10 protein-coding genes are annotated in these 16,474 nt (G+C 72.5%); 5 read left to right on the forward strand and 5 right to left on the reverse strand.

Annotation, left to right across the window (positions count from 1 at the left end; translation table 11 throughout):
* Positions 1 to 22 precede the first annotated feature (22 nt).
* Together glnII and OV090_RS09775 are read left to right on the forward strand one after the other, a co-directional pair.
* Positions 23 to 1,042 (forward strand): glutamine synthetase GlnII, encoded by a 1,020-nt coding sequence (glnII, locus tag OV090_RS09770; protein ID WP_267703302.1) that lies wholly within the window; start codon positions 23 to 25, stop codon positions 1,040 to 1,042.
* A 72-nt stretch (positions 1,043 to 1,114) separates the two neighbouring features.
* Positions 1,115 to 2,365: an outer membrane beta-barrel protein gene (locus tag OV090_RS09775; RefSeq protein ID WP_267703303.1), complete on the forward strand. Its 1,251-nt coding sequence runs from the start codon at positions 1,115 to 1,117 to the stop codon at positions 2,363 to 2,365.
* Between the two features lie 192 nt (positions 2,366 to 2,557).
* Here the strand turns inward: OV090_RS09775 and OV090_RS09780 are convergent, their stop codons facing one another.
* Together OV090_RS09780 and OV090_RS09785 are read right to left on the reverse strand one after the other, a co-directional pair.
* Positions 2,558 to 5,584: a tetratricopeptide repeat protein gene (locus tag OV090_RS09780; RefSeq protein WP_267703304.1), complete on the reverse strand. Its 3,027-nt coding sequence runs from the start codon at positions 5,582 to 5,584 to the stop codon at positions 2,558 to 2,560.
* 19 nt (positions 5,585 to 5,603) lie between these two features.
* Positions 5,604 to 6,446: a hypothetical protein gene (locus tag OV090_RS09785; RefSeq protein ID WP_267703305.1), complete on the reverse strand. Its 843-nt coding sequence runs from the start codon at positions 6,444 to 6,446 to the stop codon at positions 5,604 to 5,606.
* Positions 6,447 to 6,688: 242 nt separating this feature from the next.
* Here OV090_RS09785 and OV090_RS09790 point away from each other — a divergent pair, with 242 nt between their 5' ends.
* Complete coding sequence (locus OV090_RS09790) at positions 6,689 to 7,747, forward strand: hypothetical protein (protein WP_267703306.1); 1,059 nt, start codon at positions 6,689 to 6,691, stop codon at positions 7,745 to 7,747.
* A gap of 95 nt (positions 7,748 to 7,842) precedes the next feature.
* Here the strand turns inward: OV090_RS09790 and OV090_RS09795 are convergent, their stop codons facing one another.
* Both OV090_RS09795 and OV090_RS09800 read right to left on the reverse strand, forming a co-directional pair.
* On the reverse strand, positions 7,843 to 8,970 hold the full coding sequence (locus tag OV090_RS09795; protein WP_267703307.1) for a PAS domain-containing protein: 1,128 nt from the start codon (positions 8,968 to 8,970) through the stop codon (positions 7,843 to 7,845).
* 219 nt (positions 8,971 to 9,189) lie between these two features.
* Positions 9,190 to 9,489 (reverse strand): hypothetical protein, encoded by a 300-nt coding sequence (locus tag OV090_RS09800; protein WP_267703308.1) that lies wholly within the window; start codon positions 9,487 to 9,489, stop codon positions 9,190 to 9,192.
* Positions 9,490 to 9,653: 164 nt separating this feature from the next.
* Between OV090_RS09800 and OV090_RS09805 the strand changes: the two genes are divergently transcribed.
* Together OV090_RS09805 and OV090_RS09810 are read left to right on the forward strand one after the other, a co-directional pair.
* Complete coding sequence (locus OV090_RS09805) at positions 9,654 to 12,584, forward strand: serine/threonine-protein kinase (protein WP_267703309.1); 2,931 nt, start codon at positions 9,654 to 9,656, stop codon at positions 12,582 to 12,584.
* Between the two features lie 1,198 nt (positions 12,585 to 13,782).
* Positions 13,783 to 15,219 carry a hypothetical protein gene (locus tag OV090_RS09810; protein WP_267703310.1) on the forward strand — a complete coding sequence of 479 codons (1,437 nt, stop codon included), beginning with the start codon at positions 13,783 to 13,785 and terminating at the stop codon, positions 15,217 to 15,219.
* A gap of 315 nt (positions 15,220 to 15,534) precedes the next feature.
* On the opposite strand, the gene OV090_RS09815 is transcribed toward OV090_RS09810, so the two are convergent.
* Entirely contained in the window at positions 15,535 to 16,470 is a 936-nt protein-coding gene (locus OV090_RS09815; RefSeq protein ID WP_267703311.1) for an MBL fold metallo-hydrolase, read from the reverse strand.
* Positions 16,471 to 16,474 lie beyond the last annotated feature (4 nt).

Consider the following 16,474-nt stretch of genomic DNA (forward strand, 5'->3'; position numbering starts at 1 on the left):
AACGAACAAGGAGCTCTTGACGATGGGCAATTACAAGGCTGAATACATCTGGCTCGACGGCACCAAACCCACGCCGCTGATGCGATCGAAGACGAAGATCCTCGCGGTCGGCGAGGAGCCGCCGATCTGGGGCTTCGACGGCTCGTCGACCAACCAGGCAGCGGGCCACGCGTCGGACTGCGTTCTGCAGCCGGTCTGCGTCGTCCTCGACCCGATCCGCGGCGGCGACCACAAGCTGGTGCTTTGCGAGGTGTTCCTGACCGACATGACGCCACACCCGACCAACACGCGGGCGCTGTTGCGCGGGCCGGCCGAGAAGTACGCCGAACACGAGAGCCTGTTCGGGCTCGAGCAGGAGTACACCTTCCTCAAGCCTGACGGCACGCCGCTCGGCTTCCCGACCAATGGCTACCCGGCGCCCCAGGGGCCCTATTACTGCGGCGTCGGCGGCAGCCAGGTGTTCGGGCGCGAGATCGTCGAGGCGCACCTGTCGGCCTGCCTCACGGCTGGGCTCGGGGTCTCGGGGATCAACGCGGAGGTGATGCCCGGGCAGTGGGAGTTCCAGGTCGGCCCACTGGGCCCGCTCGCGGCCGCCGACCACCTGATCCTCGCGCGCTGGCTGCTGTGCCGGATCGCCGAGCAGTTCAGATGCGACGCGACCTTCGACCCGAAGCCCGTCCGCGGCGACTGGAACGGGGCCGGTTGTCACACCAATTACTCGAGCAAGGCGATGCGCGAGTCGTACGACGCCTGCGTCGCCGCCTGCGAGGCGCTGCGCGAGCGCGCGGCGGAGCACGTCGGCAACTATGGGCACGGGATCGAGGACCGGCTGACCGGGCGGCACGAGACCCAACGCTGGGACACCTTCTCGTTCGGGGTGTCCGATCGCGGCGCGTCGGTCCGGATCCCCTGGCAGGTCGCGCGTGATAAGCGAGGCTACATCGAGGACCGGCGTCCGAACGCCAATTGCGATCCGTATGTGGTCACCCGTCTGATCGTCGAGACGGTCTGCGGCGCCGCGGCTGCGCCCAAGGCCGCCTGACCGACGAGTGGCTCGACAGCGAGCGCAGCGAGGATGAGGGGGTGACACATGTGGATGGCGATAATGGTCCTCGTGTCGGTGTTCGCGTCGCCGTCCGCCGGTGTCGGCGACCGGGCCGCGCCTCCGAAGCTCGGGCCGTGGTCGCCGGCGGACGGCGACAGCCCGGCTCCCGCGGCGCCGGCCGCGTCCGTGCCGCCCGTACCGCCGAAATGGTCGCGCGCGCCGTCGCCGGCGTGGGTGGTGGGCGGGTTCGTCGACTCGCAATATGTCGTGAACAGCAACTTCCCCGCCAATCATATCTTTCGCGGCACGCCGGTGACGGCGCGCACGGGGGAGTTCAGCCCGAACTTGCTCGTCGGCTACGTACGCAAGGATCCGGGCGCGTCTCCGTGGATGCTCGAGGTGGCGATCCAGGCGGGGGCCGCGGCGGCCGCGGTGTATGCCGCCGACCCGACGCCCGGCGGTGACACCAGCCATTACGCCGGTCCCGAGACATGGAAGCACATCGGCCGCGCGTGGGGCGGCGTCCGGCTGCGCTCGGGCGTCGAGATCGCCGCCGGGCTGATGCCCGCGCCGACCCACTTCGGGAGCTTTTGGACCAAGGACAACTGGCACGCGTCGATCACGTGGGGCTATTCATCGGTGCCCTTCGTCCTCACGGGGCTGCGAGCGCTCGTCCCGCTCGGGGCCCGCGCCGGCGTAAATCTGTGGGTGGTCAATGGCTATGGCACGCTGGCCGACGCGAACCGGGCCCCGAGCGGACTCGTCAACCTGGTCGTCACGCCGGCGCGAGGTTGGACGCTAGTTCAGAACGTGTACGCCGGACCGGAGGGCGTCGACCTGCGGGTGTCGGCGTGGCGGGTGCTGATCGACAGCCAGGTCGTATACCAGCGCGAGCGCTGGGGCTTCGCGCTGGTCGGCGACTACGGCCGCGAGCGGTTGACATGGCTCGGAGGACAGCCGGTGGCCGCGTGGGCCAACGGGATGGCGTCGCTGCGTTGGCACGTGCTCGCAGGCCGGCGCGCCCGTTGGGGCATGGCGGCGCGTTCAGAGTTCTTCTGGGACCACCGGGGTCGCATGTTCGGCGGGCCGGCGCTCGATCGGTGGCTCGTCGGCGGAACCTATACGAACGACGTGCATCTCTTCGGGGCCCTTTTGCTCCGCGTCGAGTATCGCTACGACCGCGCGCTGGGCGAGGGCGGGTTCTTCTACCGCCATGCGGCGACCGCCGACGACGCCGAGGGCCTCGCGGTCCAGCAGCACAGCTTGATCTTCGGCTTCGTCGCGTACATCGAGCGCAGCCTCGCGGCGTGGCGACGTTGACGCGAGCGCCTTTCGCCCAGAGCTCGGCCGCGGGTGTCCGGAGGCGAAGTCGGGCCGCTGCTGCTGTGCGGCGGGGTTACCGTCGACTCGCCGCTGCGGACATGGGGCGTGGCTCGCCCTCGCGAGCTGGAATGACGAGCCATCGTCGCTTCAGTGCCTCACGATGGGCGGACCCGCGAAAGCCTCTCACACTCAGTCGTGACTCGCCAGCCAATCGGCGACGCGCGTCGCATCCGCGTCGCCGATCGGCGTGGCGAGCGAGCGAAAGCCTTCCTGAGCGCGAGCGGCCAGGCCCAGCGCCTGCTCCTGGCTCCGGCCGGCATCCCACAGGGCCCGCGCGAGCAGGAAGTGTACCCGTGCGAGCAGCGACGGGAAGATCTGGTGCTTCTCCAGCAACGCCTGCGCGCGCTCGAGCGGAGCTATCGCAGTCGCCGCCTCGCCGCGCATCACGTGTGCCTCGCCGATGCCTGCGAGCGCGAACGCGTTGTCGATGAATTCGGCGCCGAGGGCCTTCTCGCGCAGGGCCAGCGCCCGCTCGTAGTGGTCCAGCGCCGCCGCGACGTCGTTTCGGCGCAGGAGCACGTCGCCGAGGTTCTCCAGCACGTTGCCGACCTGCTCGTGCTCCGCGCCGAACACTTCCTCGTAGATCGCCAGCGCCGAGCGATGGGCGGCCAGCGCTGCGTCGAGGTCGCCGAGATCGCTCTCGGCGCGCCCGATCGCCGACAATGCGTCGGCCACCAGCGGGCGCGCCCCCTCGGTGGCCTCGAAGCTGCGGAGCGCTCGCCTCGCCGCATCGAGCGCTGCGCGCCCCTTCCCCAGCTTGCGCAGCGCGCCGCTCGTGTTCAGCAGGATGACCGCCACCTGCGGATGGTCCTTGCCGCGCGCCGCCTCCACGAGCGCCAGCGCCTCGGCGAACAGCGCCTCGGCCTCGGCCGCCCTGTCCTCGAGCAGCAGCTGGTTGCCCGTCCGCACGAGGATCGCCCCGTAGGCCGGATGCTTCGCGCCGAACAACTTCCGCGACAGCTCCGTGGCGCGGCCCAGGTGAGCGCGCGCCGCCTCGGCGTTGCCCTGCGCGCTGGCAGCAATCGCTACGAGCTCGAGCGACTGCGCGGTCTGGCGGTGCTCCGCTCCGAGCGCCTGCTCCCGGACCGCCAGCGACTCCGCGAACTCTGCCCGCGCCGCGGTGAAGTCGCCGGCGTTGTAGAGCAGGCTGCCGAAGTTCGCGTGCAGCGATCCTTCGAGCTCCGGATCTGCGCCCCACCGCTCGAGGGCGGCCCGCGCATGAAACGCCCACTCGCGGCCCGCCTCGGCCTGGAACAGCTGCGAACCGACCACGAACACCAGAGCGATGGCCGCGCGCGCGGCGATTCGATCGTGCCGCCCCGCGTGGGCCGTCGCATACGCCGCGCGCAGCGAGGACTCCGCCGCCTTCGGATCGACCGCCTCCAGCTGGATGGCCCCCAGAGTCTCGAGCGCCTCCGCCTCGGTCGGCGGGTGTGCGAGCGCCCGGGCCCGCTCGACCGCCCGCGCGGCCTCTGCGAGCCCTGCCTCGTGGCGCCCGAGCGACGCCAGGAATTTCGCCTGCGCCAGCATCGTCTCGATCGCGCGCGCCTCCACGGCCTGTTCGCCGCCTTCCGGGGCCCGCACGGGCATGCGCAGCGCCTCGAGGTTCGCGCAGGCCGCCACGCTCGTGAGGCCGAAGGCCGCGTCGACAGCCTTGGTGACCCCGTCGGCATCCACTGCGCCGAGCAGGGCCGTCAACGTGCGCACCTCCGTCAATCGACGATCCAGGCACAGCATCCGCAGCGACAGCAATTCATCGGACTGCTCGCCGCGGACGCGCGTCGCCTCGCACGCGTCGGAGTGCATCGCCGACCACCCGCGCCCGTACGCGTCCAGAGTGCGCGACACCGTGTCCCAGATGTCCTCGGCGTGGGCCATGCCGGTCGCCACGAACCTCGCGTGGATCGTCTCGCGCGCCTCGTCGCTCCAGACCTGGGCGAACTTCGCCGCGCTCCCCTGACACAGCGGCGCCGGCTCGCCGGCGAATTGCGCCGCCGCAAATATCGACACCCCGAGCGCGCCGACCCCGAGCCCCGCGAAGGCCATTCGCCGCCAGGTCTGCCGCGGATCTCGCGACAGCGCGGCGAGCAGCTCCGCCATCGACGAAAAGCGCTCCTCCGGAGCCAGGCGAAGCCCGCGCTCCAACACCCGTCGGACGAACGCAGGCACCGCCGGGCCGCCCTCCACATTCGGGAGCTTGCCCCGCTGCGCCTCGGCGCGGATGACCTCGCGCGTGTTGATCGAGTACGGCCGCCGCTGATACAGCGCCGCGAACAACCCGACGCAGAAGCTGAATTGATCGGCGCTCGCATCGACCACGCTGTTCTCGAACTGCTCGGGCGCCATATAGGCAGGTGTCCCGAGGAACGCCCCCGCCTGGGTGATCTCGTCGAACGGCTCGACGACCTCCGCGGCGATCGAGACCTCCGCCTCGGTGCGCGCGGCGCTCGAACGGACGAGGCCGAAGTCGACCACGCAGACCCGCCCGTCGCGACCGACGAGCACGTTGGCCGGCTTGAAGTCGCGGTGGATCAGCCCCTCCGCGTGGGCCGCCGCCAGCCCCTGCCCGACCTTTTTAAAAATTTCCACGATCACACGCCACGAGTGCTTGCGCTGCGCCAGCCAGGCGGCCAGCGTCATCCCCTCGATCAGCTCCATGGCGATGAACACGCTGGAGCCGAACGTGCCGACGTCGTACACCGCGACCACGTTGGGATGGGACAGCCGCGCCAGCGCCTGCGCCTCGCGCATCAACCGGCCGCGCTGCTCGTGCGAGCGCTCGAACGCCGGGCTGCGCAGGAGCTTCAGCGCGACCTTGCGGTTCAGCTCCGGATCGTACGCGGCATAGACGACGCCCGCGCCGCCGACCCCCAGAGTCTCGAGCACGACGTAGCGGCCCACGAGGGCGCCCCGCGCCAGCGATCGCTGCGACGCGACGTCTTCGTCGGGGCCCGTGAAGGAAGCCGAAGCGGCGCGCGAGGGGCTGCGGGCGAGCGCGGACAACAACCTGCGACACGCCGGGCACGCGGCCGCGTGCGCCTCGACGCGGGCGCTCTCCTCCCGGGACAGCATCCCGGCCACGAACTCGGTGATGGTGTTCTCCTCGGGGCAGACCATCGCCGGCAAGAGATAGGGCGCCGCGCCAGGCGTGTCCACCGGGCCTGCCCCGCGCCGCTCAGGTCCGGTCGATGACGCCACCGACGCTGAGCTGGCTCTGGGCGAACTCGAGTAAGCGCTCGAGCTCGTCGCCCCACAGCTTGTGGTGGCTCATCAACGACCGCCGCACCTGCGCCAGCAAGAGGCCGCGGATCCGGGCCAGATTGCGGCTGATGGTCGAGGGCGCCACGTTGAAGAGACGCCCGAGCTCGACCACCCCGACGCCGTCGAGGTGGTACTGGAGCAAGAGCATGCGGTCGCGCGCCGGCAATCCGGTGATCGCCCCGTTCAGCGCGGTTTGCACGATCTGGCGCGCGTCCTGCTTGAGCTGCGCCAATTCCGGGCTGTGCCCCGGATCGACGCTGAGGGCGTCGAGCAGGTCGTCGTCCGTCGGCTGCTCGCGGGCCGGCCGGGCGCTGTCGATCGCGACCCGCGCCGCCACGGTCCGCACCCAGCCGCCGAGCTCGCCGCGACCGCCGTAGCGGGCGATCCGGGGCGGCGTGTCGCCGTGGGCCAGGAACAGCTTCTGGCGGAGGAGCTGCTTCTCGTCGTCCGAGGTGCGTCGGTCGCGGGCGATGAACTCGGCGTCGAACCCTGCGATCGCCGCCGCGGACCCGGCCGCGCACGCGCACGCCAGGAACAGCTCCGCGAGCCGCAGCTTCGCCAGGGCCTCCTCGACCGGCTCGCTGCCCGCGGGCACCCGCGCGGCGACCCAGGCCACGAAGGCCTCCGGGTCGAGGCTGACGCCGGGCCAGCGGCGGGTCGCGTCGTCGATCGCCCCGCCGAGCAGCCGCTCGACTGCCTCCGCATCACAGCCCCGCGCTCCGCCGAGCAGCGACAGCAAGCGCGTGGAGAGGCGCATGGGCGCGGATCCTAAGCGACAAACCGCGAGCCCCGGGCGCGACAAATGGGTCAGGGTATCCCGGATCGACGCGTGTGGACGTCCTGGCCTTCCGTCGGCGCGCGACGGCGTTCGAAAAAAACCCGCAAATCGTCAGGTCGGTCCCCGTCTCCCTGTCGGACCCGGGCCTCGTACCCGGAGAAGCGAACATGTCCCTCACATCTTCCCGAAAGACGGCCCGTCCCGACTCTCTCCTTTGCCTCATGCTGCTCGCAGCCGCCGCTTGCGGCGATGACGCCCAGATCCCCGGTGCGACCGACCCCGCGACCTCCGAGTCGGGCAGCACCGTCGGTGACCCCACGGGCAACCAGCCGACCGGGACGACCGCGGGCGACGACTCGACGACGACCGCCGACACCACGGTCCCGACCTCGACCTCGACGGCCGACACCGGCACGGACAGCACCTCGCCCCTCACCTCGACGAGCAACGAGACGGCGACCAGCAGCACCAGCACCAGCACCAGCACCAGCACCGGCGAGACGACGGAGGACGGCACGAGCACGTCCACGGGCGCCACCGACACCACCGACGGCGAGACCGGCGAGACCGGCGTGGATCCGTGCGGTCCGGACAGCGAGGGTCCCCTGCTGAATTGCTTCGTCGGCTGTCCCGACGAGCTGTTCGCGGTCCCGCCCTACGTCGAGGAGTTCGACGCCCAGGCGCAGTACGACGCCCACTGGGGCGGCACCTGGGCCGCGCCGACGCTGGCCGGCGGCGCCCTGAACTTCGGCCCGCACCCGATGACCATGGACTGGTGGGACAACTACAGCCCGACCTGGTCCAAGCAGGAGTACGGCGACGCCCTGCTGTGCGTGCGCCTGCGGCTGACGCCGCCGATGGTCGGGATCCCCGACGAGGACATGTTCGAGATCACGTCCCGCCTGCCGGCCGACGCCGCGTTCGAGACCGGCGCGATGGCGCTGGGGCTCCTCACCGCCGACGAGCAGGTGGTGTTCCGCACCCGCATCGCCGAGGCCCAGTGGCAGGAGCACGCCGAGGCCCCCCTCCCGCTCGACCGCGGCGTCGAGAACACCCTCGACGTGCTGATCTACAGCCAGGGTGACGACTACGTCGCCGAGCTGCGCAACGCCGCCCATCCCGACGACATCACGGTGCTGCCGGCCACCGCGCAATTCAGCCCGAAAGGCCTGGTGACGCTGCTCGGCTGGCGCAACAGCGAGGCGGTCCACGTCGATCGCCTGGTCCTCGGCGCTCCCTCCGCCGACGCGTACCCCAAGCTGGCCGCCGAGCTGCCGTGAGCCTCGGCGGGGCCGCGCGCGCGTCCCGCCAATGCACGCACATCACCGGCGGGGCCGCGTCCCCGCCAATGCACGTACATGTCCCTGCGGACATCTTACTTCGCCGCGCGCGCGGCCTTCTGCTCGCCGAGCCGGGCGATGCAGTGCTGCAGCGCGTCGCGCAGGCGGGCGTGGACCGTCACGTGCGACAGGTCGACGCCGATCGCCACCATGGTCTGGGCGATCCGCGGGTGGATGCCGGTCAGCACGCCCTCGGCGCCGAGCAGGCCGATCGCCCGGATCATCGCGATCAGGTGGCTGGCGGTGCCGGTGTCGACGACCTCGACGCCGGTGAGGTCGAGGATGGCGAAGCGGGCGCGCAGGCGGCCGACGGCCTGCAGCAGCTCGTCCATGATCTCGGCGGTGCGCACGCTGTCGACGAGGCCGAGGATCGGCACCGTGATGATGCCCTCCCACACCTCGATGATCGGCGTCGAGAGCTCGCGGATCACCTCCTGCTGCTTCTCGATCAGGTCGAGCTTGCCCTGCAGCTCGGCCTCGCGGCGGAGGGACTCGCGGAGGTCGAACGAGATGCCGACCATCGCCGCGTCGGTGTCGCCGGGGTCGGCGACCGGCAGGTACCAGTTGCGCCACGGCACCCCGAGCACCTCGACCTCCTCGCCGCGGTAGGCCTCGCCGGCCAAGGCCCGCCGGACCACGCCGTGCCCCGGGTGGTCCGGGAACGCCTCGAAGATGTTGCGGCCGACGAAGTGCTGCGGCGACAGCCCGACCGCCTGCATGCCCTTGCCGTCCTGGAACAGGTAGTTGCCGGCCTTGTCGAGCGCCCACACCGAGACGTCGAGGCTCTCGATCACCGCCTCGAACATCTTCTCGGCCAGCGCGGCGCGGCGGTAGCGGCCGATTCGGGCGGTGACGTCGTGGCCGTGGATCGTCGCCCCCGCCGCGCGCCCGTCGGCGTCGCGCTCGAGTTGCCACCACGCCTGGAAATGCAGCACCTCGCCGCCGCGCCGCACCGCCTCGACCTCCGGCGTCTCGCGGTCTTCCGCCAGCAGCGCGGCCCAGTCGCCGGCGACGAGCGGCACGACGTCGCCGAGCCCGCGCCCCAGCACCTCCGCCTCCGCCGCCGCGAACACCTGCTCGGCGCGGCGACTCCAGCCAGTCACCCGCAGCGCCTCGTCCACCTCGATCACCACGTGCGGGCCGCGCTTGCTCCGGTCGTCCATCGTCGGTCCTTATCTATCATGTGCCGACCGGCGCGGACGGCGTGCGGACTCCGTTCAGACCGTGTGCGCCGATTTCCCCACATGCTGCGCCGAGCCGGCCAGGCGCGGCGAAATCATCGGCTCTCCGGATGCAGACAGCTCACAATCGCCCGCGTCACCGCCTGGCCGATCGGACATGTCGCCAGCGCGGTTGCGTCCCTGTCTCTTCGGACATCCCGGTCAGCGCGGCCACCACAGGTAAAACGACAGCGGGCCGAGGGTGGCGAGCATCCCCCCGGCACACACGAAGTGGAGGACGCCGACGAAGACCGCGGCGCCGCCCTCGACCTCGCCGTGGAGGAGGCGACCGCTCGCGGCGCGGCCGAACAGGACAGTGCGGCGCAAGGTCACCCCGCGCACGCCCCAGCGGATCGTCAGCGCCACGCCGACCACCAGCAGCACCGGCAGGAGCAGCCGCAAGAACGTCACGTCGCGCAGCTGGTCGGCCGCGCCGGCGAAGGCCTGCAGGTATCCGTTCACGCGGTCACTGTACTGCGACCCCCCGACGCGCGGCGCGCGGGGACCCCCGCGCCCGCGCCAGGGCTTCGGCGCGCCTGCACGCAGGAGGCCGCGAAATCGCCCGCGCTCCGATGGCGATTCCACGCAATTGACCCCGGCGCGTCCGACACTGATCCTCCGCCCTTATGACCGGCGAGGACGAGAGCCTGGGGGCGACCCTCGCCGCGACCGGTCAGACGACGAACACCGACTCGGGCGAGGTCGAGCTGCGCGCGCCGCCGCCGGGCGCGGGCACGCGGGTCGACAAGGAGATCGTCAAGCGGGCCCTGTTCCCCGGGCGCGGCGGGCCGCTGCGGATCGGCCGCTTCACCGTGCTGGGCCAGGTCGGCCGCGGGGCCATGGGCGTGGTGTACGCCTGCTACGACGACCTGCTCGACCGCAAGGTCGCGGTCAAGCTGCTCAAGCACACGGCCGCCGGCGATCCCTCGGCGGCGCAGGTCCGGCTGCTGCGCGAGGCCCAGGCGCTGGCCCGGCTCGACCACCCCAACGTGGTGAAGATCCACGACGTCGGCACCTTCGAGGATCGCGTCTACCTCGCGATGGAGTTCGTCGACGGCCAGACGCTCGGCGCCTGGCTCACGGCCGCGCCGCGCCCGTGGCGGGAGATCCTCGCGGTCGTGATCGCCGCCGGCGAGGGCCTCGCCGCGGCCCACGCGAAGGGCCTGGTCCACCGCGACATCAAGCCCGACAACATCATGGTCGACGGCGACGGCCGCGTGCGCGTGATGGACTTCGGGCTCGCCCGCGCCGAGGCCTCGGCGGCGCCTTCCGGCGAGCTCGCGGGCGCGGGCCCCTCGACCGCGCTCACCCACACCGGGGCGATCATGGGCACGCCGGCCTTCATGGCGCCGGAGCAGTTCTTGGGCGAGCCGGTCGACGCCCGCTCCGACCAGTTCGCCCTGTGCGCCACCGCCTGGGAGGCGCTCTACGGCCAGCGGCCGTTCGCCGGCGACACCCTGCCGACCCTGATGGCCAGCGTCACCGCCGGCGTCGTCACCCCGCCGCCGCGGGCCCGCGCGCCGCAGTGGCTGCGCAGGGTCCTGGAGCGCGGCCTCTCGCGCGACCAGGCGGCCCGCTTCGCCGACACCCGGGCCCTGCTGCAGGCCCTGCGCGCCGACCCGACCCGCCGGCGCCGGACCTTCGCAATCGTCGCCGGCGCGCTCGCGCTGCTCTCGGCCGGCGTCGGCGCGGCCCAGGTCGCCGAGCGGCGCACGCTCGCCGCCTGCGAGGCCACCGCCTCGGCGGTGTTCGCCGACTGGGACGAGCCCGCCCACGCCGCGCTCGAGCAGGCCTTCCTCGCCACCGGAGCCGCCCACGCCGCCGCGACCTTCGCCCGCGCCGCGCCGTGGCTCGATCGCTGGGCCGCCTCGTGGCACGCGGTCGCCGACGCCGCCTGCCGCGCCCACCGCCAAGGCGCCACCTGGGACGGCGAGCAGTACGCCCGTGCCGTCGACTGCCTCGCCGAGGCCCGCGGCAACTTCGTCGCGCTCGTCGGCGAGCTGCGGCGCGTCGACGCGGCCAGCCTCACCGAGGCCACCAGCGCCGCCGCAGCGCTCGCCACCCCCGAGCTGTGCGCCGACCCGACCTACCTGCGCGAGCGGCCGCTCTTGCGCTTCGACCAGCGCGCGCAGATCTCCGCGGTGCGCGCCCGGCTGGCCCGGGCCGGCTCGCTCGCGGCCGCCGGGCGCTACGCCGAGGGCCTGCCGGTCGCGCGCGAGGCCCTGCACGCCGCCCGGGTCGTCGGCTGGCCGGCCCTGGTCGCCCAGGCCGAGCTGCGCGCCGCCGGTCTGGCCGAGCACACCGGCGCCTACGCCGAGGCCGAGGCCGGCCTCCTGCGCGCCCTGGCGGCCGCCCGCGAGGCCCGCTCGGCCCGCCTCGCCCTCCAGGCCAGCACCGAGCTGGTGTTCGTGGTCGGCTACCGCGGCTCGCGGCTGGCCGAGGGCAAGGTGTGGGCCGAGTCGGCGCGGACCCAGCTCGCCCTGCTGGCCGGCGCCCACCCGCTCGAGCAGGCCGACCTCGACAGCAACCTCGCTGGCGTCCAGTACGTCGGCGGCGAGCTCGGCGCGGCCGTCGACCTCTACGCCCGCGTCCTCGGCGCCCGCGAGGCCGCCCTCGGCGAGCAGCACCCGCGCGTCGCCGACAGCGTCAACAACCTCGCCAGCGTGCGCTACGCCACCGGCGCGATCGACGAGGCCGCGCGCCTCTACGCCCGCTCTCTGGCGATCTACGAACAGGTCCTCGGCGAGGACCACCCGCAGGTCGCGACCACCCTCAACAACATCGCTCTGGTCCACGAGGCCCTCGGCACCTACGACCCGGCGATCGCCGCCCTCACCCGCGCCCTGGCGATCCGCGAGGCCACCTTCGGCCGCGAGCACGCCTCGGTCGCCACCTCGCTGTGCAACCTCGCCCTCGTGTACGAGGCCAGCGGCGTCTTCGACGAGGCCGCGCGGCTGTTCCTGCGGGCCCTGGCGATCCAGGAGCGGGCGCTCGGCCCCCACCACCCGCTGGTCGCCGACACCCTGCACAACCTCGCCACCGTCCGCTACGACACCGGCGACCTCGCCGAGTCGGGGCGCCTGCTGAAGCGCGCCCTGGCGATCTACGAGCGCCGCCTCGGCCCGCACCACCCGTCGACCGTCTCGAGCGTGGCCGCCCTCGGCCAGCTCCTCACCGCCACCGGCGCCCACGAGGACGCGCTGAAGCTGTTCGCCCGCGCCCTCGCCAGCCAGGAGCAGGTCTTGGGCTCCGACCACGCGAGCATCGCCCACACCCTGCTCGGCCGCGGCGACGCCCTGATCGGCCTCGGCCGCCCCGCCGAGGCGGTCCCCGAGCTCGAGCGGGCGCTGGCGATCCGCGAGGCCGCGCAGGTCCAGCCCGAGGAGCTCGCCGAGGCCCGCTTCGCTGTCGCCCGCGCCCTGTGGGACGCGGGCAGCGACCGCACCCGCGCCCGCGCCCTGGCCGAACAGGCCGCCACGACCTACCCCACGGCCCCCGGCACCGAAGCCGCCCGCGCCGACCTGAACGAGTGGCTGGCCCGCCACCCGGCCCCGTGAGCGGCGAGTATCGCGTGTCATTCAGGACATGCCCTAAAGGGCATGTCCCTATCAACATGTTTCAAAAAGCATGTTCATTGGGGCATGTCCATTCGCTCTCACGCCCGCCGGCCTCGACAGCGCCTCGCCGCGCTCCTCGAGCCTCCGCCCGACAGCGCCGCTCGCAATCGTCTGTTTCCACCGGGCACGGCCTCGTTCATCGCCTGAGGGCGACCGCGGCGCTCCCCGGGCCTCCTCTCGACGAACGTTTGCATGCGTCGGTTTCCGCCGAACTCACCACCTCACGGTCTCGTCCGCATCGTCGACAAGCAACGATCTCGAGCCACGTACCCGCTACGCCCCAGGAACGCTCGCAATCGTCTACTTCACCGAGCTCCCCCCACGGCCCTCCGACATCACCTCGCCCGGGCGACGCACGCCGCCCCTCGAGCTGCGCACGCCAGCGTCTGTTCCACCGCCAAGGACGTCCGTCGCCGCCGCCCGAGCCTCGCGCGGCGTCCCTCGAGCTGCACCTGACAGCGTCTCTTCCGCTGCCAAGGACGTCCGTCGCCACCGCCCGAGCCTCGCGCGGCGTCCCTCGAGCTGCGCCTGACCGCGTCTGTTCCACCGCCAAGGACGTCCGTCGCCCTTCCTCGCCGGGCGACACCCGGCCCTCTCCGAGCGCACGCGCCCGACCGCGCGATCCCGGCAGAGCCGCGAAGCGAGCTCGACGGCCGCCCCGCAAGGCATCGGCGTCGCTATCCGCACGAGCTGAGCGGTCGCCCACCGGTACACACGAGCATTGCCCTGATGCCGCGGCGGGCGAGTCCCTGCATTGCCCGAGACCCGCCGGCCGGTGCGGCGAACCTCATGGAGCATCGGCGTCACGCGAGTGCGGCGAATCCGTCACGGCTCCGCCCAGTCCGATCATTCGCCTCAGGTCCGGCACGATCGGGACGCCGCCGCGATCCTGATCGTCCCCTCCGCCGGCGCCGGCCACGACGGCGCTCTTCTGTCTTTTTGGGAGAGTATTACGAATGCGTCACGGCGCCAGGTTCGCACCGCGAACTCGGCGCCGATCGCCTGTCTCCACGAGTCTCGACATTTCATCGACCCTTGCCCCGCCGTAACTTGGCAGTGCACGCCGCGCATGCCAGCCTGGCCGCACAGTCGTGGCTCGCTATTCGCCGTACCTCGCTCCGACCGGCGCACGCCCGTCATGAGCGCTCCATCCCGCATGTTCGCGCGCGCCGTCGCCCCGCTCGGGGCCGCCGGCACGCGCCTCGCGTGGCGGACCGCCGGCGTGGCGATGGTCCTCCACTGGCTGCAGGGCCTGCGCTCCGCGACGCTGCTCGACTACCTCGGCGCGCGGCCCCTCGGCTTTCACCTCGCCGGCCTGGGCGGCCTCCTGCTGGTCGCGCTCGGCCCCCGCCTCGCCCTGCTCGTCCCGCTCGCCGCCGCCTGGTCGTGGCTCTGCTACGCCGTGCCCGCGGGCGCGGCCGGGCCCATGGTCAAGGTCGTCGACGAGTACGCCCTGTTCGCCCTGCTCCCGCTGCTCGCAGTCGCCAGCGCATGCGTCACCTGGTCCGAAGGACATATCGGTGATCGCGGCCGCCCCGCCGAATCGGCCGGTCAGCGGTGGGTCCTACGAATCTGCGTCACCGCCGCGCTCGGGTTCGCGGCCCTGCACAAGCTCAACACCGACTTCCTCGCCCCTGCAACCTCGTGCGCCGACCTGGCCGGGCGGTTGAGCGAGTTCTGGGCCGTCCCCGCGCCCACGCCCGCGCCGTGGACCCTCGTCGCCCTCGAGGCCCTGGCCGTCCCGCTGCTGTGGTTCTATCCGCGCCTCGGCCTGCTGTGGACCCTCGCCCTGGTCGCCGGCCTCGGCCACATCGGGCCCGCCGCCTTCAACACCCTGCTCCTCGGCGCGGCCCTCGGCTTCGTGCCCGAGCGCGACGTCGCCGCTCTGGCCGTCACGCTGCGGCGGCGCGGCCTGTGGCTCGCGCTCGCCGGCCTGGTCCTGCTGTCGATCTCCCACGCCCTCTACCGCGGGCCCAACAACTGGTCGATCTTCGCCGTCTTCCAGGCCGTCCTGCTGCTCGCCGCGTGCCTCGCGGCCGTGGGCCTGCGCGACGCCGCCGGCTCGTGGTCGTTCGCGCCGAGGCGGTCGCGCCTGCGCCTGCCCGGCGGACCGCATCACCGCAGCTTCGCCGTCGCCACGATCGCCCTGCTGCTGGCGCTCGGCTCCTCGCCCTACCTCGGCCTGAAGTACCGCTACAGCTTCGCCATGCTCAGCAACCTGCGCGTCGACGACGCCCGGTGGAACAGCCTGATCGTGCCGCGCCAGATCCGGCTGACGCGCCACGATCCGTTCGTCCACGTGCTCCGGGTCGAGCCCGCGTTGCCGCGCGGCAAGAAGCGCGAGCCCGTCCTCGCCCCCGGCGTCTACAGCTCGGACGAATTCCGCCGCCGCTTCGAGGCCGCGCGCCGGCACCAGCGCCGGTCCGCGCTCGAGCTGCGCTACCACGGCCAATTGTTGAAGAGCCCCGACCTCGCCGCCGATCTCAACATCCTCGGCTTCGTCGAATCGCTGCCGGGAGCGCCGCTGTACCAGCCGGCCCTGACGCTCCGCGCCCCGCAGCCCTGCATCCATTGACGCGTCGCGTCCTCGGCGGGCGAGCGCGCGCAGCTCGGCAGCCCCCTCGATTCATCCATCAGCTCGCCCTGTCGCGCCGCGCTCGCCGGGAATCACATATGTAATCGATTCACCGAAAATCGAGCCCACGCAACATTCACCCTTCGCGCGGCGAATCTCGACTTCGTTAAATCCTCCAATCCGCACCACTGTCTACCGTGCGAGGCTCGCTGCGAGGCGGCGTCTTGCCATTCCCTCGCCGCTCCTCGCAAGACGGACAATCCGCCGGTCCCGGCCGACCGTCTCGCCGACAAAAACAGTCATTGCTGTCCGCGCTCACAGCCGCGGCAGCGCCGCGAAGCTGCGGGCGTCGTGCGCCGGCAAGAGCACTATTTCGGGAAAGCGCGCCGCGATCGCGGCGACCCGCAGCAGGTTCTCGCGCACTCCCTCGGCGTCCGCGTCGGCCAGCACGCGCAGCAGCCAGGCCCGCTCGGCCCGCTCGGTGATGCCCTCGAGCTGCCACACCAGATCGCCGAGGAAAGCGTAGCGGCGCTCCCCCGGCAGCGTGACGAACACGATCACCGACCCGGGCGTGTGCCCGAAGGCCGGCACCACCACGATCGCGCCGTCGCCGTACAGATCGTGGCTCGCGGGGAAGCCGAGGTAGGGCCCGCCGTCGAAGCGGTATGCCTCGTACCGGACCTCCGCGAACCCCCGCGCCACCGCGGTGAGCGAGCCGCCCTCGGCGACGAACGCCCGCTCCTCCGCGGGGACGAGCACCGGCGTCCCGGGGAAGTCGGGCACGCCGCTGACGTGATCCCAGTGCGCGTGAGTCAGAAGAATGCCGCGCAGGCGCTCGCGCGCGTAGCCGGCCGCGTCGAGCTGATCGGCCGCCGGCGTCGCGGCCTCGTAGCGGGTCGTGGCCCGGAAGTAGAGCGGCATCTGCCCGAAGTGCGCATCGATGTCGCGACCGAAGCCCGTGTCGATCAGGACGTCGCCGCGCGGGTGACGAACCAGCGCCGCGCTCATCGTGAACTCGCGGCGATCGGAGAACGCCCCGCCGCGGTAGGCAAAGCCCGCGCTGCGCCGCGTCAGCCCCGTCGGCAGGTGGACCAGCGCCATCTCGGCCGGCGGCGACGCGCGCGGCAGCTCGCCGACGAGCTCGGGCGGCGCCGGCAACGGGTCCGCCCGGAAGGAGCTCGCCAGCAACGCGAGCGGCACGCCCACCGCCAGGGCGAGGACGAGCCAGCGCGCGCGGGTCCGTCGATTCACCCCC

It is taken from the genome of Nannocystis sp. RBIL2 (assembly GCF_026626745.1).
In the GTDB taxonomy this organism is placed as follows: domain Bacteria; phylum Myxococcota_A; class Polyangia; order Nannocystales; family Nannocystaceae; genus Nannocystis.